Origin of the sequence: Actinopolyspora lacussalsi (assembly GCA_030803735.1) — a bacterium.
Taxonomy (GTDB): Bacteria; Actinomycetota; Actinomycetes; order Mycobacteriales; family Pseudonocardiaceae; genus Actinopolyspora; species Actinopolyspora lacussalsi.
In genome coordinates this window covers 2,086,825-2,104,344 of sequence record JAURUC010000001.1, presented here as the reverse complement: position 1 = coordinate 2,104,344, position 17,520 = coordinate 2,086,825, and the positions used below count along the sequence as shown (strand labels likewise).

The following is a 17,520-nucleotide window of genomic DNA, read 5'->3' as shown; positions in this document are numbered from 1 at the left end:
CGCGCTCGATGGACAACGACTCGCTCGGTGCGCGGGCACCACTTCCGTCGTCAGCGCCCCCGCTGGTTCCACAGCCTGCGCAGCAGCAGGATCACTATGATCAGCAGCATGGCGGCCAGCGCCGCCTGCCCCCACGCCGAGGACAATCCGGTCAATTCGGCCTGCGACATGGCACCAGCCTATCCGGCGGGCGCGGATCTCCTCATCCGTGCGGTACACGTAGCCTGGTCAGGATGCGTTACACGGTTTTGCGGCGGCGAATGGCCGAGGAGTTCGGCGATGTCCGGGCCGACACGTTGGCCAGGGACCACGTACTGGCCGCGTTGGGTGAGCGCACCGTCAATCAGGCACTGGAAGCGGGTTGGGAACCCAAGCGCGTCTGGTCGGTACTCTGCGACAGCTTCGAGGTGCCCAGCGGCAGGCGCTGAGCGGGCTCGCTGTTCGAATGGGCCCGCTGTCGCACCGGAGGCACCTACTCGATGTCTCCGGACCCGCTCACCAGGCGTGCGAGAGGTCTCGCCGAGCGAGCCGCCAAACCCGATCGGAAGACTTCAATCAGCCGCCGGAGCCGGTCTCTCCCGTTCCCGTCCCGGAGGGTTTCCGTTCGTTCCGCAGCGCCTGCTGGATGTGGGCGTAGTGCTCGTAGGCGCGTTGCCGTTCCGCCCTGGCCAGGCGCAGCGCTTCCGAGCGAACCAGCTGCTCCTGCTCCGGAGTGGCGTGTCCCTCTCCCAACGCGACTTCCGCGTCGGCCAGTGGTTTCAGCTCGTCGGCCCGCTGTTCCTCCGCGCCGCGTTGTTCGGGGACCTCGCCCTCCGGCGGCTCCCGGTGTCGGTAGCGCACGAACGGATTGTCCTCGGGCAATCCGCCACTGACCCGGCCGTAGAGCCCGACGAACAACAGCAGCATGCCCGCTATCAGACTGAACACCACGTTCTGCATCTCGAACGCGAGCAGGTTCCACCCGGTTTCGAGCACAGCCAGGTTGGCCAGGCCGGACAGCAGGAACAACGCGCCGATCGTCGTGGTGACCGTCGATGCCAACGGCCCTCCGATCGCGGCCGCCGCGATCAGCAACGCCCCCACCACGACGGAGATCAGCGAAAGCAGCCCGTTGCTGGAAAGCCCCAGGATCTGCTGACCACTGGTCGAGAAGAACCCGAGGTTGTTGGTGAATCCGAGCACGCCGAAGGCGATCAGCGCGCCGCCGAAGGCGGCGGCCCCGCCCCGGTAGACCTTGCTCAACCAGTGTGTCGGCGGCAGATAACGATCGATGCGCATCCGGCCACCTCCTGACGCCCGTCGCGCGGGCCGTAGTGGTCGTTCGTCCGGCCGAGCGGGCCCGGTGCGAGCTCCTGGGGCTTGCCCGGTGGAATGGCTCCAGTGTCCCCCGGGGGAACGACAGATCGCACCTGATCAGCAGGGGAGACGCGGCGGCCGTGGCGGTGTGTCGACAAGCTCTCGAACATTAGTTCGGTTAGAATGGGTCCACAGCCGGGCAGGTTGTCCACGGATCCGTGGACCCGGAGCCGGAATGTCGGCCCTGACCCGTAGCGTCGGCCCTGAGACCACGACCTTCGAACCGACCGAGGTGGACCCCGATGGCAGCAGCATCCGACAAGGGTGGCGACAAGAGCAACGACAAGAACAAGGCTCTTGAACTGGCCATTGCCCAGATCGACAAGCAGTTCGGCAAGGGATCGGTGATGCGGCTGGGCGAGGACAACCGCCCGGCGGTGGAGGCGATCCCCAGCGGCTCGATCGCGCTGGACGTCGCGCTCGGCATCGGTGGGTTGCCGCGCGGACGCGTGGTCGAGATCTACGGCCCCGAGAGCAGTGGTAAGACCTCGGTCGCCCTGCACGCGGTGGCCAACGCCCAGCGGGGTGGCGGTACGGCCGCGTTCATCGACGCCGAGCACGCCCTGGACCCCGAGTACGCCAAGGCGATCGGTGTGGACACCGACTCGCTGCTGGTTTCCCAGCCCGACACGGGTGAGCAGGCGCTGGAGATCGCCGACATGCTGATCCGCTCCGGTGCGCTGGACATAATCGCCATCGACTCGGTCGCCGCACTGGTGCCCAAGGCCGAGATCGAGGGCGAGATGGGCGACAGTCACGTGGGCCTGCAGGCGCGGTTGATGAGTCAGGCACTGCGCAAGCTGACCTCCGCGCTGTACACCTCGCAGACCACAGCGGTGTTCATCAACCAGCTCCGCGAGAAGGTCGGCGTCATGTTCGGCTCGCCGGAGACCACCACCGGTGGCAAGGCGCTGAAGTTCTACGCCTCGGTGCGGCTGGACGTGCGGCGCATCGAGACGCTCAAGGACGGTTCCGACGCGGTCGGGAACCGCACCAGGGTCAAGGTGGTCAAGAACAAGGTCAGCCCGCCGTTCAAGCAGGCCGAGTTCGACATCATCTACGGGCACGGCATCAGCCGCGAGGGCTCGTTGATCGACATGGGAGTCGAGCACGGCTTCGTACGCAAGTCCGGCGCCTGGTACACCTACGAGGGCGACCAGCTCGGCCAGGGCAAGGAGAACGCGCGCAAGTTCCTGCGGGACAACCCGGACGTGGCGAACGAGATCGAGAAGCGGATCAAGGAGAAGATGGGCATCGGCTCCGGTGCCGGTGCGGACACCGCCGAGCAGCAGAGCGAACCCGCGCCCGTCGAGTTCTGATCGGAGGAGTGACTTCCTTGGCCGAGACCGAATCCGTCGCGGACGACACCGCGCCTCGCCCCGAGGAGGTGTCGACTTCGGATCCGACTTCGTCCGCCGAGATCCCCGAAGCGGTGCCGGGCGACACCGCGGCGGACTCGGGCGACACCGCCGGCAAGTCCGCTGACGAGCGGACGGCACGCGAGACCGTCTATCGGTTGCTCGCGGTCCGGGCGCGCAGCCGTGCGGAGCTGCTGCGTGCCCTGCTGCGTGGCGGGGTTGCCCCGGAAACGGCCGAGGACGTGCTCGACAAGTTCGTGGCGGCCGGGTTGGTCGACGACGCCGCCTTCGCCGCGGAGTGGGTACGCGGCCGCCACCGGCAGCGGGGCCTGGGGCGCGGTGCGCTCCGGGAGGAACTCCGGGACAAGGGGATCGAGGAGGAGACCGCCGCCGAGGCGCTGCACGAGGTGGACACCGATTCCGAGGTGGAACGTGCCCGCGAGCTGGTGCGGCGCAAATCGCGCGGTATGAGCGGTGTCGAGCCGCGAGCCAGGATGCGTCGCCTGCTGGGAATGCTCGCGCGGAAGGGGTACGGTCAGGCGTTGGCCTTCCGAGTGGTGCGGGAGGAAATGGAGGCGATCGAGGCGGGAGAGTCCGTATCGGACGACGAGCCGTGGTTCGAGCCGGATGACTGATCCGGCCGCACGGGGTCGATCGTCGGTCCGGAGTCGTCGTTCCGCGGCGGGATCGTTGGTGCTGTTCAGCCTGGCGCGCGAGCTTTCCGGGATCGGTTGTTCCGGATGGATCGGTCCAATTTCCAAGTGTTCCGGTTTTCGGGAAAAAACTTCGCGTTCTCTCACGCGTTTGTGGGAAGGGTAGTACCCTTTCAGGGTATGCACGAATTGGCTCGGGTTTTGTTAATGTCTTTTCGTGTGAGGGTGGGCGGTCGCTGGGGTTCTGCGGTTCGGGGTGACTCGGTGACCACTCCGAATTTCTTTCGTGAGGAGATCGGCGTTGCGTTCCAAATTCTTCGTTTCAGCTTTTCTGGCCGCGGCGATGGTGGGTGGTTCCCTGGCTGCTTCCGTTCCTTCCTGGGGTGATTCCTCGGAGAGTGAGGCCACGGCGAAAGCCTGCCGACTAACAGTGTGGGAACCTTCGCAGAACGGTGCCTGGGTCGGTGGTAGAGGAGGAAGATCCGGTTGCGGAAATGTCGTCGGCTGGCTGGAGGTCCAAGTGTGGAAGGACGTCAACAACGGGTTCGACGAAAAGATAGGTTCTACTAGGTACAGCAATCATCACAACGGTAGTTTCGTGGCTAAGGGAAAGTGTCGTGGAGCTTCCGCTTACTACACGGTAGTGGTGACTTCCAAGGGCTACCGCAAGGAATCCGCACATCCCGCGATGTGCTGAAGTGGTGACTTGGTGACTCCGTTGTCACGGTTCCGGGCTATCACGATTCCGGAGTCACCACGGTGCATCCGTGGTGCTTCCGGCACGACTGAAACAGCGGCTATGAAATTCATTTCCGGCCAGAGGTGATTCGTCACGGGTCTTCGGGCGGTTCTGGGCTCCGATCGTCTCGGCGGTGATCTTCGTCGTGACACTGGCTGTCACCTGGTCATGCTCCACTGGCCTCATCCGAACTGGGCACTGACCTCGGCGCAGTTCCACCAGCGGTTCACTCCGGCCGGGCCCACGGCTGGAGTGTCTCCACCCGCTGTGCCGCGCTGCTGTCGCGACGACTCGTCAGATCCGTCGCCGCATGCGAGATCGGGCGCGAGGAACTGCCGAACCGCCAACGCTTCGCGGCGAGGACTTCGGCGCACGAACGCAGTCGGTGGACAACGATAGGATCCGCCGGTGAGCGTATCGAGTGAGCGGCCGCCGACGCGGCACATCGTCTGGGACTGGAACGGCACACTGCTCGCGGACAACGAGGCCGTGGTGGCCTCGGTCAACGCGGTGTGCGCGGCCTATGACGCCGAACCGGTCGATCTCCCCGGTTGGCGCGCCGTTTTCGGCAGGCCGTTGCGCGACTCCTACGAGCGAGTGCTCGGACGCGAGATCGACCAACGGGACTGGCGTGCCATCGATCGCATCTACCACGACGCCTACCGGCGGTTGCTGCACACCTGCGAACTCGATCCCGAGGCGCCGCACGCGCTGCGGGAATGGCGGGAGCGGGGTGGCAGCCAGTCGTTGTTGTCCATGTTCTTCCACGACGAGCTGGTGCCGCTGGTGGAGCGTTTCGGGCTGAGTTCGATGTTCGGTCGGATCGACGGGCTGCGCGATTCCGAGGTCGGCGGTTCCAAGGCCGCGTATCTGGACGCGCACCTGCGTTCGCTGCGACTGGAACCCTCCGAGGCGGTGGTCATCGGCGACGTCACCGACGACGCCCGTGCCGCGGCGGAGGTCGGGGCGGAGTGCGTGTTGGTGAGTACCGGCGTCATGTCGCGCGCGGCGCTGGAAAGCACGGGGCGTCCCGTGGCGGACTCGCTGCGTGTCGCTGTGTCCCGAATCACTCCGGCGATGGTGCGGTGAGTCCGCTCGCCGGGGTGGGGCGGTCTTGAACCGGGCATTTCGTTTTGTTTAGGCTAACCTAAACATCGACTCCGGTAGTTGAGGTACGCAATGCCACGCGACAAGTTCGGCCCCATCCGCTCCGAGATCAGCCGCAGAGGTCTGCTCGGTGGTGCGGGATTGTTACTGCTCACGGCCTGTGCTCCCGGCAACGGCGGCGGTTCCGGACCGGGCTCCGGTTCCGGTTCGGGTGCCTTCCCGGTAAGCGTCGAACACAAGCACGGCACCACCGAGATCACCAAGCGCCCCGAGCGTGTCGTCACGGTGGGACTGACCGATCAGGACACCGTTCTCGCGCTCGGTACCGCCCCGGTGGCCACCCGTGAGTGGTTCGGTGGACAGGACGGCGCGCTGTGGCCCTGGGCCCGGGAGAAACTGGGCGATCGCGAGATGCCCGAGGTGCTGGCGCGACAGGAGCTGGAGTTCGAACGGATCGCGGCACTGGAACCGGACGTGATCATCGGGGTCAACTCCGGACTGAAGAAGCAGGAGTACGACAAGCTCTCCGCGATCGCTCCCACGGTCGCCCAGCCCGGTGAGTACGCCGATTACGGTGTGCCCTGGCAGGACATGACCAAGATCATCGGTAAGGCTCTCGGCGAGAGCCGGAAGGCCGATCAACTCGTTACCGACATCGAGGGTGAGTTCGAAGCGGCCCGTTCGCGTAATCCGGCGTTCGACGGTGCCACCGGGCTGCTGGCCACATCGATCAGCGGGCAGGCATGGGTCTACGCCGAAGGTCCCGCCCCCAGGCTGTTGCGTTCCCTGGGGCTCCGGCTTCCCTCCGCCACCGAGAAACTGTTCTCCGGTGAGAACCGGGAGCCCAAGCAGCTCAGCAAGGAGCGCCTCGGACTGCTCGAAGCCGACGTGCTGCTGCTGGGTGTTTACGGTGCCCCGGAGGACAGCATCGCTCGTAAGCAGGTCTACAAGCAGCTCGACGTCGTCAAGCAGGGCCGGGATATCACCATGCAGCGTCAGACCACGCTCAACGGGGCGGTCTCCTTCTCCAGTCCGCTCAGCCTGCCCATAGCGCTCGACGGTCTGGTGCCGCGCATGGCGGCGGCGATCGACGGCGATCCGAGCACCAAGGTGCAGCCGGTGAAGTGATCCCGGTCCGCTCGGGCTCGGAACGGACACGGCCGGTGCGTGCGGTGACGCCTCGGAAAGCACCCGCCCACGCACCGGCGTACATTTCGCGAGAAATCGACGCCTCCCGCACCGAGCTCTCGGTCAGCCCAGCGCGACCGCCTGACGTGCCAACGCCTCGATGTGGCCCCAGTCGCCCTTGGCCAGTGCCTCCTTCGGGGCGAGCCAGGAGCCACCGACACAGCGCACATTGGGCAGCGCCAGGTAACGCCCGGCGTTGTCCGGGGTGATTCCTCCGGTCGGGCAGAAGGACAGCTCGGGCAGCGGGCTGCTCAGCGACTTGAGGTACGGCACCCCGCCCGCGGGCTCGGCCGGGAAGAACTTCAGCGCCCGCATGCCGCGTTCGGCCAGTCGCAGCGCTTCCGAGACGGTGCTTACTCCCGGCAGCGCGGGCAGTTCGGTGTCGGCCACCTCGTCCAGCAGCCGGTCGGTGGTACCCGGTGTCACCAGGTAACCCGCTCCCGCCCGGGCCGCCTCCTTGGCCTGTCCCGGCTGGGTGATCGTCCCGGCCCCGACCGTGATGCCCTCGACCTCGTCGTTGATCCGCTCGATCGCCTCCAGCGCGACCGGGGTGCGGAGGGTGACTTCGATGGTGCGGATACCGCCCCGCTGCAGCGCTTGGGCGAGTGGGGCGGCGTGGGTCGCGTCGTCGAGTACGACGACCGGGATGACCGGGCTGATATCGAGGATGTCGGTTGCGGCTCGCATCGTGGAATCCGTTCGTACTGGCTCAGGCGGAGATTTCGTCGCGGGACTGCTGTTGTGCCTGCGTCTGCTGTTCCGGTGTGGGGAAGACGCTGGCACCCTGGTCGGCCCTGCCGACCGCCTGCCGGAAGGTGGCGAACAGTTCGCGTCCCGTGCCGAACTGGTGCAGTGCCGCCGGTGCGGCGGGCTCCCGTGCGGCGAGCTCGTCGTCGGGAACGAGCGCCTCCAGGGTGCCCTGCTCGCCGTCGACCCGGAGCACGTCACCGTCGCGGAGTCTCGCCAGCCGGCCCCCCGCACTGGCCTCGGGAGTCACCTGGATCGCGGAGGGAATCTTGCCGGATGCTCCGGACATGCGCCCGTCGGTGACCAGCGCCACCTGGTAACCCCGGTCCTGCAGCACACCGAGGCCGGGACTGAGCCCGTGCAGCTCGGGCATCCCGTTGGCCTGCGGCCCCTGGTTGCGCACGACCACCACGACGTCGCGGTTGAGTTCGTCGGCCTGGAACGCGGCCTTGAACTGCTCCTGGTCGTCGAATATCCGAGCCTGGGCCGTCACGGAACGGTGCTGCTGCTTGACCGCCGAGACCTTCATGACCGAACGTCCCAGGTTGCCCTCCAGCACTCGCAGGCCGCCCTCGGTGTCGAACGGCTCGGAGACACCGCGCAACACGCTGGTGTCCAGGCTCCGGGCGGGGCCTTCCCGCCAGACCAGTTCGCCGTCCTCAAGGAAGGGCTGTTGGCGGTAGCGCTCCAACCCGTCACCGGCGACGGTTCGCACGTCCGGGTGCACCAGCCCCGCCTCGAGCAGTTCGGAGACCAGGGTCTGTACCCCGCCCGCGGCGGTGAAGTGGTTGATGTCGGCGGAACCGTTGGGGTAGACGCTGCCGAGCAGCGGCACCACCGAGGAAAGGTCGGAGAAGTCGTCCCAGGTCAGCTGGATCCCCGCGGCCGATGCCACCGCGGGCAGGTGCATCGTGTGGTTGGTGGAACCGCCGGTGGCCAGCAGCGCGACGACACCGTTGACGATGGCGCGTTCGTCGATGATCTCCCCGATCGAGGGGGCTTCCTCGGACTTCGCGGCCCGTACCGCGTTTCGGCCCGCCTCCTCGGTCAGTGCCCTGCGCAGCGGTGTTCCCGGCGGCACGAAGGTGGAGCCCGGCAGGTGCAGCCCCATCATCTCCACGACGAGCTGGTTGGAGTTCGCCGTGCCGTAGAACGTGCAGGTGCCGGGGGAGTGGTAGGAGGCGGACTCGGCCTCCAGCAGTTCCTCCCGAGTGGCCTTGCCCTCGGCGAACAGCTGCCTGATCCGGCTCTTCTCCCCGTTGGGGAGTCCGGAGGGCATCGGACCTGCCGGTACCAGTGTGATCGGCAGGTGCCCGAAGGTCAGTCCGCCGATCAGCAAGCCGGGTACGATCTTGTCGCAGATCCCCAGCAGCAGCGCGGAGTCGAACATCTCGTGCGACAGCGCCACACCGGTCGCCATCGCGATCACGTCCCGGGAGAACATGGAGAGTTCCATCCCGTCACGTCCCTGCGTGATGCCGTCGCACATGGCGGGAACGCCGCCCGCGAACTGCGCGACGCCGCCCTCGTGGCGGGCGGCCTCCTTGATCCAGTCCGGGAACTCCGCGTAGGGCTTGTGTGCGGAGAGCATGTCGTTGTACGCCGAAACGATCGCCACGCCCGGACGCACGAGTCCCTTCACGGACTCGCGATCGGTACCGCTGATGGCGGCGAAACCGTGGGCGAGGTTGCTGCAGGCCATGTTCGCCCTGGCCGGTTCGGTGCGTTTCGCGGCGCGAACCCGTTCCAGGTATTCGCGGCGCGTCGCGGAGCTGCGCTCGGCGATACGTTCGGTAATTTCGCGGACTACTGGATGCACGCTTGTCGGTGTCACTCATCGCCTCCCGGTGCGTACGGGGGTGCGGTACGGACGGGCGACGACATTGGCGCCTCGATTGGTATGAACCGGTTGCGGACCCTATCCGGTGTTAACCGTGTATCACAACCGATCCAGTCGGCCACGAGCCTACAGCAATGTTCTCCGAGGCAGGTGGACACCGAGTGACGAGCGGGACGATGATTACGTGCATGTGGCTACGAGCGGTACCCCGTGCGGTGCTCGGACTGGTTCTCGTGTCGCTGCTCTCGGCCTGTGCGGCCACCGACGGTGAGCGGGGAGCGGCGGTGCTCCCGCCCGAGCAACGCAGTGCCGAGCCGTCCGCCGGGACCGGGACCTCGGCGACGACGCCGACCGGGGGCGCGCGGCTGCCGGGCTCGCCCGCCCTCTCCGAGATCCGGCGACGCGGCGAACTGCTCGTGGGCGTGCCCAACGACTCAGCGGACTTCCTGCGCCGGACCGACGGGGAATACCGCGGTTTCGACGTCCGGCTGGCCGGTCTGCTGGCCGAGGGAGTGGGGCTGGATTCCGCGTCCGACGTCGCGTTCCGCAGACTGCCCGCCTCGCTGCGGAGCGGAGCCCTCGCACGCGGCAGCGTGGATGTGCTGCTCGGCGGGTTCGACCGGAAGGCGGACGGAGTGACCGTGGTGGCCCCCTACGTCGTCACCGGCCCCGAGTCACGGCCCGCGGAACGGCTGGTCGGAATCGCCGAGGGCGACGCGAGGTTCCGCGATCGGTTGCGTGCGGTCCTCGACGCCGCGATCGCCGACGGGCGCTGGGCCGAGGCGGCGGACGAGACGCTGCGCGAGAGGCGCCCCGAAGCGCGGGCCCCCGAGCTCTCCGGCTGAAACGTTCGTCGGCGGTCTCCCGCCCCGTGGTTCTTCCGGGGCGGGAGACCGGGCGTATTCCGCCACCTCGCCGGTGCCGCGGAGCGATTGTCGACGGTGGGGCACGTTCGCGGCCGTCGCGACGTGCCCCACCGGTCCTCCGCCCGGAATCGGCTCAGTCCCCGGTGGTGGCGGCGCTTTCCGGCTCCGCGGTCGCCGATGACTTGCGACCACGGCTCAACCTGCGCTCGGTGTACACCGCGAGCTTGCTCAGCGTGTAGTTGATGACGATGAAGATCAACGCGATGAACAGGTACAGCTGGATGGGATTGCCAAGGTTCTCGATGGCCGTCTCGCCCCGCTGCACGAACTCGGGATAGCTGATCGTGAAACCGAGCGAGGTGTCCTTGAGAACCACCACCAGCTGGCTGATCAACGCGGGCAGCATGGCCCGGAACGCCTGCGGCAGCAGCACGTTGAACATGACCTGGCCGCGGCGCATCCCCACGGCGTAGGCCGCCTCGCTCTGCCCCTTGGGCAGCGAGTCGATCCCCGCACGCACGATCTCGGCGATGATCACGCAGTTGTACGCGGTCAGCCCGATGACCAGTGACCACATCACCGGCAGGTCCAGGCCCATCACCGGCAGTGCCTGGTAGGCGAAGAAGATCAGCACGACCACCGGGGTGCCGCGCAGCAGCTCGATCACCCCGACCACGGCCCAGCGGTACCAAGCCGCTGCCGTAACCCTGGTCAGCGCGAGGATCGTGCCGATCACCAGTGAGAACAGGATGGACCAACCGGCCGCCAGCAGGGTGTTGCCCAACCCCTTGCCGAGCAGCGTCCACAGTGGGGTGAAGCTCTCGTTGGTGGGGTCGATCAGCGGACCCCACTTCTCGTAGGTGAACTCACCGCCCTGAGCCAGTCGGTAGATCACCCAGCCGAAGACGGCGAGCAGCACGAGACCGGTGATCACGCTCGCGTATCGGGCGCGGAGCCTGGCACGCGGTCCGGGAGCCTCGTAGAGCACGGAGTCGCTCATCGTGCGATCGCCACCTTCCGTTCCACGTAACCCAGCAGTAGTCCGGCCGGGATGGTGATGATCAGATAGCCCAGCGCCACACCCAGCAACACCGGGATGATCTCCTCACCCTGAGCGGAGGACTGCCGGATCCCCACCGCGTAGAGATCGCCACCGATTCCGAACGCCCCAGCGATCGCGGAGTTCTTGATCATCGCGATCATCACGCTGCCCAGCGGGGGGATGATGCTGCGCACCGCCTGCGGCAGGATCACCAGCCGCAGGGTCTGCCCGAAGCCGAGTCCCACGGATCGAGCGGCCTCCGCCTGGCCCGGTGAGACGGCGTTGATACCGCTGCGGATCGCCTCGCAGACGAATGCCGAGGTGTACAGCGCGAGTCCGATGGTGCCGAACACGAAGTACGAGGCGTTGATCCCCAGCGCCGGGATGCCGAACGCCATGAAGAACAGCACCACGGCCAGCGGACAGTTCCGGAACACCGTCACCCAGGCGGTGCCGAACGCACGCAGCGGGGTGAGCGGGGCGACGCGGCAACCCGCGATGAACGTGCCCACCACCAGGGTCAGCAGTCCCGCGTAGAGGCAGATCTGCAGCGTCGTGCCCAGCCCCCGCAGATACAGATGATAGTTGTCGATAAGGACTTGCACGTTTCACTCCAGCGAGCTGAAAGGGGGCACCGGGATCGCCGGTGCCCCCTCACACAGACGGATGAGGCTCAGCCGCAGGACTGCAGCTCGGGCAGTTCCGGTGTCTTATCCGAAACCTGGCCCGCGCTGGAGTTCCAGGCCTCCTGGTAGGTGTCGTTCTCGGCGGCGGTCCGCAGGCTGTCGTTGATGAACTGGCAGAAGTCCACGTCGCCCTTGACGATCCCGACGCCGTAGGGCTCCTCGCTGAAGGTGTTGCCGACCACCTTGAACTGGTTCTCGTTCTCGCTGACCAGGCCCATCAGGATCGAGTTGTCCGTGGTGACCGCCTGCGCCTGGCCGTTGCGCAGCGCGTCCGCGCACTTCGAGTAGGTGTCGAACAACACCAGCCGGGAGGAGTCGACGTACTCGCGGATCCGCTCGGAAGGCGTGGAGCCCCTGGCCGAGCACACCTTGGCGTCGCTGTCGCGCAGCGACTCCGGACCGGTGATCGAGTTGTTGTCCTGCTTGACCATCAGGTCCTGACCGGCCTCGTAGTACGGCCCGGCGAAGGTGACCCGCTCGGCGCGTTTGTCGTTGATCGTGTAAGTGGCCACGACCATGTCGACCTTGCCCTGTTCGAGATACAGCTCGCGGTTCTTGCTCGGGGTTTCCTTCCAGTTGATCTTGTCAGCCGGAATGCCGAGCTTGCCCGCGATGATCTCGCCGATGGCGACGTCGAAACCCTGCATCTCGCCGTTGAGGTTCTCCAGCCCGAACAACGGCTGGTCCTTCTTGGTCCCGATGGTGATCTCGCCGGAGTCGGCGTATTCGGCCATCGTGGTGCCCTGCTCGAACGAGGGGTTCTCGGCGACGGGAGCGGAGAAGCCCTCTTCGGAGCTCGAACCGCTGCCACAGGCGCTGAGCAGCAGGCCCGTCGCCGCCGCGATCGCCGCGGCGGTCAGCTTGCCGTTACGCATGGGTGTCCCTTCCAGTGGTGGTCGTGGAACCGATCGACGTCCGGGTGCGAACCGGATCTAGTGAGTGAGGATCTTGCCCAGGAAGTCCTTGGCGCGTTCCGACTCGGGCGAGTCGAAGAAGGTCTCGGGGGAGGTGTCCTCGACGACCTCACCGTCGGCCATGAACAGCACCCGGTGTGCGGCGCGGCGGGCGAATCCCATCTCGTGACTGACCACCAGCATCGTCATGCCCTCTTCGGCGAGCCCCGCCATCACCTCGAGCACCTCGTTGACCATCTCCGGGTCCAGTGCCGAGGTCGGCTCGTCGAAGAGCATCACCTTGGGCCGCATGGCCAGTGCCCGTGCGATCGCCGCGCGCTGTTGTTGCCCGCCGGAGAGCTGCGCGGGGTACTTCTCCGCCTGGTCGGCGATCCCCACCCGGCGCAGCAGCCGCATGCCCTCTTCGCGTGCCTCGTCCTTGCCGAGCTTTCGGACCTTGATCGGTCCCAGCGTGACGTTGTCGATGATGCTCTTGTGCGCGAACAGGTTGAACTGCTGAAACACCATTCCGACATCCGCCCTGAGCTCGGCGAGCGCGCGCCCCTCCTCGGGGAGCGGCACTCCGTCGACGGCGACGGCGCCCGAATCGATCGTTTCCAGCCGGTTGAGTACTCGGCAGAGGGTGGACTTGCCCGAACCGGAGGGTCCGAGAACCACCACGACCTGACCACGGGGGATTTCAAGGTTGATGTCCTTGAGCACGTGCAGTGACCCGAAGTACTTGTCGACCGCGGACACCCGGATCATCGGCGTATCCGTGGAAACTTCGGTCATTCGATCTCCAGATCGGTCGGAAACGGCGGACACGATGAAGGCAACCTAAGGCGCATGAAGCCGCTGAGTCCAGCACCGATCGGTCGACTGATGTTGCGACTCGATTACATTCACCGTTTTCGGGGTGTTGTGCGGGCGTCGAACGCGTCGACGGCTCGACCCGCCACGGACTGTGTCCGAGCCTCGTGGCCGGCAGGTGGCCGGTCCGGCACCGTACGAGGTTCACCCGATGGGTTCGATGCCGGCCGGTTCCAGCCGCCGTGCCGCTTCACCGGCACCGCTTCACCGGTGCCGATACGGCTGTCGGTCGCGGGCCGCGGTTGTTCCTGCCGACCGGGGCAGAGCGCGTTTCCGAGCTCGCCACCACTGTCCGACGAGTCCGACGAGCAGGACAGCGGACCCGGTGACCTGGACCGTGACCTCGGCTCGCCCCGGTCGACGCCCTCGGTTCCCGTACCACGAATGAGTGCTTTCCACCAGGGGATATGGTGGGAGCGTGACGGACAAGCGGGTGCCTCAGTCATTCGAAGTGCGCACGTATGGCTGCCAGATGAACGTGCACGACTCCGAGCGGTTGTCCGGGGTGCTGGAAGAGGCCGGTTACGTGCGAGAGGCGGGCGACGACACCGCCGACCTGGTCGTGTTCAACACGTGCGCGGTGCGGGAGAACGCCGACAATCGGCTCTACGGAAACCTCGGGCGGTTGCGTGCCGCCAAGCGGGAGAACCCCGGTATGCAGATCGCGGTGGGGGGTTGCCTGGCGCAGAAGGATCGCGGCGAGATCGTTCGGCGTGCGCCCTGGGTGGACGTCGTCTTCGGCACGCACAACCTGGGATCGCTGCCGACGTTGCTCGAACGTGCCAGGCACAACCAGGAAGCCGAAGTGGAGATCCTGGAATCGCTGGACCAGTTCCCCTCCACGCTGCCCGCGCGTCGCGAGTCCGCCTACTCCGGGTGGGTCTCGGTCTCGGTCGGCTGTAACAACACCTGCACCTTCTGCATCGTTCCCTCGCTGCGCGGCAAGGAGAAGGACCGTCGTCCCGGCGACGTGCTGGCCGAGGTGGGCGCGCTCGCCTCCGAGGGGGTTCTCGAGGTCACCCTGCTCGGGCAGAACGTCAACGCCTACGGCGTCGAGTTCGGTGACCGCTACGCCTTCGGGAAACTGCTGCGCTCCTGCGGCGACATCGAGGGGCTGGAGCGGGTGCGTTTCACCTCACCGCACCCCCGGGACTTCACCGACGACGTCATCGACGCGATGGCCGAGACCCCCAACGTGTGCCCCCAGCTGCACATGCCGCTGCAGTCCGGCTCCGACCGCATGCTCAAGGCGATGCGTCGCTCCTATCGCGCCGAGCGCTTCCTCAACATCGTGCACAAGGTGCGCGAGGCCATGCCGCACGCGGCGATCACCACCGACATAATCGTCGGTTTCCCCGGGGAGACCGAGGAGGACTTCGAAGCGACGCTCGACGTGGTGCGCAGGGCACGATTCGCCAGCGCCTTCACCTTCCAGTACTCCAAGCGTCCCGGCACTCCCGCCGCCGAGATGGACGGACAGCTGCCCAAGGAGGTCGTGCAGCAGCGCTACGACCGATTGATCGAGCTGCAGAACGAGATCTCGCTGGAGGCCAACCAGCAACTGGTGGGAAGCGAGGTCGAGCTGCTGGTCGCCGAGGGCGAGGGGCGCAAGAACGCGCACACCGAGCGTCGCTCGGGCCGCGCCAGGGACGGGCGGCTGGTGCACTTCACGCCCGAGGGGGAGACGGACGGGGAGCTCCGTCCCGGTGATCTCGTGCACACCACGATCAGCAGGGCAGCGCCCCACCATCTGCTCGCGGACGGTGGCGTGCACCGACACCGTCGCACCGTGGCCGGTGATCGCTGGGAGGCCGGACAACGTCCCAAGACCTCGGGAGTCGGTCTCGGCCTGCCCTCGTTCGGCGCTCCGAGCGACGCGAGCACCGAGAGCACCGCCGAGCAGGGGTGCGGATGTTGAGCGAGAATTCCGGTGCCGGGCGACCGCTTTCGGATGGAGACGAACAAGTGGACCAGGGCGACCAGCAGCGGTTCCGTACCGATTTGTCCCGTGCCGAGCGGGACATCGGTCGTGTGATCGATCCGGGGGTGCGGGCGCTGGTCATCACCGGGATCATGCTGGTTCTCGTGTTGACCGCGGTGCTGCCGTGGGTCGGCGGTGCTCCGGGGTGGCAGGTCCTGGCCGGGCAGGCGGATCCGGCGCTGGGTATCGGGCTGCTGCCCCGGCTGTTCTCCATCAACTCCGCCATAGCGGGAGTGCTGCTCGGGGCCCTGGCCCTGGTCACGCGTCGGTGGGCGATCGCGTGGCTGGCGGCGATGCTCTGCTGCGTGGTCACGGTGGAGGGAGTCATCGCCATCTGGTCCAGGCAGACGGCTGAGGCCGGAGAGCCTGGTCCCGCGTTCGGACTGTTCATCGCGGTGATCGCGATGGGGGTACTGGCTGGTCAGTGGCTGCGGATCGTCTGGTCCCGCGCCTGACCGAGCCGTTCGGAGCGCGGGTGCCGCGGTGATCGCTCGGCGGCACCGATCGGCGGGCACCGGCGTCGTCCGCTTCCCGGTTCGGGAGCGGTCGACCAGCTGCGCCCGCCGATCGGTTCACCCGACGCTCAGCGGTCCGTCAGGGCGTTCTGCGCGGCGGTGAGCCACTCCTGCCACTGCCGCGCCTGTTGCTCGGCCTCCTTGGCACGTTTCTCGTTGCCCGCAGAGCGTGCCTTGGCGGCCTGCTGCTCGTACTGCTCCACCCGCTCGCGGAACTGTTCGACCCTGGCCTGGGCCTCCGGGTCGGTGCGACGCCACTCGTGCTGGGCCGCCGAGCGCACCCGATCGTTGACCGCACGCAGCCTGCCCTCGAGCTCGCGGATGCGTTCCCGGGGGACCTTGCCGATCTCGTCCCAGCGTCGCTGAATGCGCTGCAACTGCGCCTGGGCCGCGTTCGGGTCCGTGTCGGCGTCGATTCGCTCCGCCTCCGCCAACAGCTCCTCCTTGAGCCTGGCGTTCTCGGCGAACTCGGCGTCGCGCTCGGCGAACGCCTCGGAACGGCGGGAGAAGAACTTGTCCTGCGCGGCACGGAAGCGCTTCCACAACGCTTCGTCGCTGTCCTTGGGCGCGCGCCCCACCGACTTCCACTCGCTCATCAACTGCTTGTAGCGGTCCGCGGTGGGACCCCAGTCGGTGGATTCGGTCAGCGATTCGGCCTCGTCGACCAGCTCCTGTTTGCGTTCCTTGGCGGCGTTGCGCTGCCGGTCCAGTTCCGCGAAGTGCGACCCCCGGCGGCGGTTGAAAGCGTCACGGGCCTTGGTGAACCGCTTCCAGAGCTGCTCGTCGGTCTTTCGGTCGACGCCCCGGACGCTCTTCCACTCCTCGAAGATGGCACGCAGCCTGTCTCCCGCGGCTTTCCAGTTGGTGGCTTCCGCCCCGATCTGTTCCGCCTCTTCGACCAGCGCTTCCTTGCGCGCCACCGCATCGGCGCGTGCCTTCTCCCGCTCGGCCTTGGCCTGCTCCACCGCGTGCTCGGCGCGCGTCACGATGTGTTCCAGCCGTGTGGCCAGCGAGTCGACATCGCCGACCACGGAGGCCTCGGGGAGCCCGTCACGCAGATGTTTGGCGCTGGACAACGCCTGTTTCGGATCTCCCGAACCCGAGGAGAGCCGCGTCTCCAGCAGCTCGGCCTCGGTGCGGAGATCGTCGAACCTCCGAGCGAAATGAGCCAGTCCTTCGTCGGCGTCTCCCGCCTGCCACGATCCGACGAACCGTTCTCCCTCGGAGGTTCGTACGTAAACCTCCCCCTCGGAGTCGACCCGGCCCCAGCGCGCCGGATCGCCGGAAGCGATCGGTACCGCGGGCGCGGCGCCACGTCCCGAACCGCTCGTTGTCGAGTCCGCGGCCGCCGACGCGTCGGCGGTGTTCGGCGTCGTGTCCTGGTCTGTCATGGCCGGCTTCCTCCTTCTGCCCGCTCAGTGCTCGTGCGGAGCACGAGCGCCCCGTCGTCGGACGGGGCCGAAGCACCCGGCGACACCTCGTCGGATGTGTCGCCGTCGGCGCATTCAAACAGCCCGGGCGCGTGTCGACCAGCCCGAGACGGCCGAAACTCCCGGTTCCCGGTGCCGACACTGCCGGTGCGGACCGGGTGGAATGCACACCGGTCGTAGAAACCCCTGGTCCGCACGGGCCGACAGCGCCCGCTGGCAGCTTCCGTCATGAATGTGCCTCTACCA

Annotated in this window: 16 protein-coding genes; 8 read left to right on the top strand and 8 right to left on the bottom strand. The window is 67.2% G+C overall.

Translation table 11 applies throughout. The features are described 5' to 3' along the window. Positions 1–233: 233 nt before the first annotated feature. Positions 234–428: a DUF3046 domain-containing protein gene (locus tag J2S53_RS09265; protein WP_092979224.1), complete on the top strand. Its 195-nt coding sequence runs from the start codon at positions 234–236 to the stop codon at positions 426–428. 127 nt (positions 429–555) lie between these two features. Here J2S53_RS09265 and J2S53_RS09260 read toward each other — a convergent pair whose 3' ends face one another. Then, positions 556–1,278, bottom strand: coding sequence for a DUF4383 domain-containing protein (locus tag J2S53_RS09260; protein WP_456240645.1), 723 nt, complete (start codon positions 1,276–1,278; stop codon positions 556–558). A 320-nt stretch (positions 1,279–1,598) separates the two neighbouring features. Here J2S53_RS09260 and recA point away from each other — a divergent pair, with 320 nt between their 5' ends. The 4 genes from recA (at position 1,599) to J2S53_RS09240 (ending at position 6,341) form a co-directional block, all read left to right on the top strand. Continuing rightward, positions 1,599–2,675, top strand: a complete 1,077-nt coding sequence (gene recA / locus J2S53_RS09255; RefSeq protein WP_092927101.1) for a recombinase RecA — start codon at positions 1,599–1,601, stop codon at positions 2,673–2,675. Positions 2,676–2,692: 17 nt separating this feature from the next. Then, on the top strand, positions 2,693–3,349 hold the full coding sequence (locus J2S53_RS09250) for a regulatory protein RecX (RefSeq protein ID WP_456240644.1): 657 nt from the start codon (positions 2,693–2,695) through the stop codon (positions 3,347–3,349). Positions 3,350–4,514: 1,165 nt separating this feature from the next. Then, the gene (locus J2S53_RS09245) at positions 4,515–5,195 is read left to right on the top strand and encodes an HAD family hydrolase (RefSeq protein ID WP_456240643.1); all 681 of its coding nucleotides are present in this window, start codon (positions 4,515–4,517) and stop codon (positions 5,193–5,195) included. A gap of 90 nt (positions 5,196–5,285) precedes the next feature. Then, complete coding sequence (locus J2S53_RS09240) at positions 5,286–6,341, top strand: ABC transporter substrate-binding protein (protein WP_456240642.1); 1,056 nt, start codon at positions 5,286–5,288, stop codon at positions 6,339–6,341. 123 nt (positions 6,342–6,464) lie between these two features. Here J2S53_RS09240 and eda read toward each other — a convergent pair whose 3' ends face one another. After that, positions 6,465–7,088, bottom strand: a complete 624-nt coding sequence (gene eda, locus J2S53_RS09235) for a bifunctional 4-hydroxy-2-oxoglutarate aldolase/2-dehydro-3-deoxy-phosphogluconate aldolase (protein ID WP_456240641.1) — start codon at positions 7,086–7,088, stop codon at positions 6,465–6,467. A 22-nt stretch (positions 7,089–7,110) separates the two neighbouring features. Next, complete coding sequence (gene edd / locus J2S53_RS09230) at positions 7,111–8,982, bottom strand: phosphogluconate dehydratase (RefSeq protein ID WP_456240640.1); 1,872 nt, start codon at positions 8,980–8,982, stop codon at positions 7,111–7,113. Between the two features lie 182 nt (positions 8,983–9,164). Between edd and J2S53_RS09225 the strand changes: the two genes are divergently transcribed. After that, positions 9,165–9,833, top strand: coding sequence for a transporter substrate-binding domain-containing protein (locus tag J2S53_RS09225; protein ID WP_245780226.1), 669 nt, complete (start codon positions 9,165–9,167; stop codon positions 9,831–9,833). 154 nt (positions 9,834–9,987) lie between these two features. Here J2S53_RS09225 and J2S53_RS09220 read toward each other — a convergent pair whose 3' ends face one another. The 4 genes from J2S53_RS09220 to J2S53_RS09205 form a co-directional block, all read right to left on the bottom strand. Continuing rightward, complete coding sequence (locus tag J2S53_RS09220) at positions 9,988–10,854, bottom strand: amino acid ABC transporter permease (protein ID WP_092979197.1); 867 nt, start codon at positions 10,852–10,854, stop codon at positions 9,988–9,990. Then, positions 10,851–11,501 carry an amino acid ABC transporter permease gene (locus tag J2S53_RS09215; RefSeq protein WP_092628642.1) on the bottom strand — a complete coding sequence of 217 codons (651 nt, stop codon included), beginning with the start codon at positions 11,499–11,501 and terminating at the stop codon, positions 10,851–10,853. The genes J2S53_RS09220 and J2S53_RS09215 overlap by 4 nt, the downstream gene beginning before the upstream one ends. 68 nt (positions 11,502–11,569) lie before the next feature. After that, positions 11,570–12,457, bottom strand: coding sequence for a glutamate ABC transporter substrate-binding protein (locus J2S53_RS09210; RefSeq protein WP_456240639.1), 888 nt, complete (start codon positions 12,455–12,457; stop codon positions 11,570–11,572). A 57-nt stretch (positions 12,458–12,514) separates the two neighbouring features. Then, positions 12,515–13,243: an amino acid ABC transporter ATP-binding protein gene (locus J2S53_RS09205; protein WP_175496803.1), complete on the bottom strand. Its 729-nt coding sequence runs from the start codon at positions 13,241–13,243 to the stop codon at positions 12,515–12,517. Between the two features lie 538 nt (positions 13,244–13,781). Here J2S53_RS09205 and miaB point away from each other — a divergent pair. Then, positions 13,782–15,266, top strand: coding sequence for a tRNA (N6-isopentenyl adenosine(37)-C2)-methylthiotransferase MiaB (miaB, locus tag J2S53_RS09200; RefSeq protein WP_456242753.1), 1,485 nt, complete (start codon positions 13,782–13,784; stop codon positions 15,264–15,266). 47 nt (positions 15,267–15,313) lie between these two features. After that, positions 15,314–15,784, top strand: a complete 471-nt coding sequence (locus J2S53_RS09195; protein WP_456240638.1) for an Rv2732c family membrane protein — start codon at positions 15,314–15,316, stop codon at positions 15,782–15,784. A 128-nt stretch (positions 15,785–15,912) separates the two neighbouring features. Here J2S53_RS09195 and J2S53_RS09190 read toward each other — a convergent pair whose 3' ends face one another. Then, positions 15,913–17,235 carry a DUF349 domain-containing protein gene (locus J2S53_RS09190; RefSeq protein WP_456240637.1) on the bottom strand — a complete coding sequence of 441 codons (1,323 nt, stop codon included), beginning with the start codon at positions 17,233–17,235 and terminating at the stop codon, positions 15,913–15,915. Positions 17,236–17,520: the final 285 nt, after the last annotated feature.

What these genes read in the sequence shown, in the direction of transcription:
- recA (WP_092927101.1), top strand. Translation starts at nt 1,599, where the DNA reads ATGGCAGCAGCATCCGACAAGGGTGGCGACAAGAGCAACGACAAGAAC.
- J2S53_RS09190 (WP_456240637.1), bottom strand. Translation starts at nt 17,235, where the DNA reads ATGACAGACCAGGACACGACGCCGAACACCGCCGACGCGTCGGCGGCC.
- J2S53_RS09220 (WP_092979197.1), bottom strand. Translation starts at nt 10,854, where the DNA reads ATGAGCGACTCCGTGCTCTACGAGGCTCCCGGACCGCGTGCCAGGCTC.
- J2S53_RS09210 (WP_456240639.1), bottom strand. Translation starts at nt 12,457, where the DNA reads ATGCGTAACGGCAAGCTGACCGCCGCGGCGATCGCGGCGGCGACGGGC.
- J2S53_RS09225 (WP_245780226.1), top strand. Translation starts at nt 9,165, where the DNA reads ATGATTACGTGCATGTGGCTACGAGCGGTACCCCGTGCGGTGCTCGGA.
- J2S53_RS09265 (WP_092979224.1), top strand. Translation starts at nt 234, where the DNA reads ATGCGTTACACGGTTTTGCGGCGGCGAATGGCCGAGGAGTTCGGCGAT.
- eda (WP_456240641.1), bottom strand. Translation starts at nt 7,088, where the DNA reads ATGCGAGCCGCAACCGACATCCTCGATATCAGCCCGGTCATCCCGGTC.
- J2S53_RS09240 (WP_456240642.1), top strand. Translation starts at nt 5,286, where the DNA reads ATGCCACGCGACAAGTTCGGCCCCATCCGCTCCGAGATCAGCCGCAGA.
- J2S53_RS09205 (WP_175496803.1), bottom strand. Translation starts at nt 13,243, where the DNA reads ATGATCCGGGTGTCCGCGGTCGACAAGTACTTCGGGTCACTGCACGTG.
- J2S53_RS09260 (WP_456240645.1), bottom strand. Translation starts at nt 1,278, where the DNA reads ATGCGCATCGATCGTTATCTGCCGCCGACACACTGGTTGAGCAAGGTC.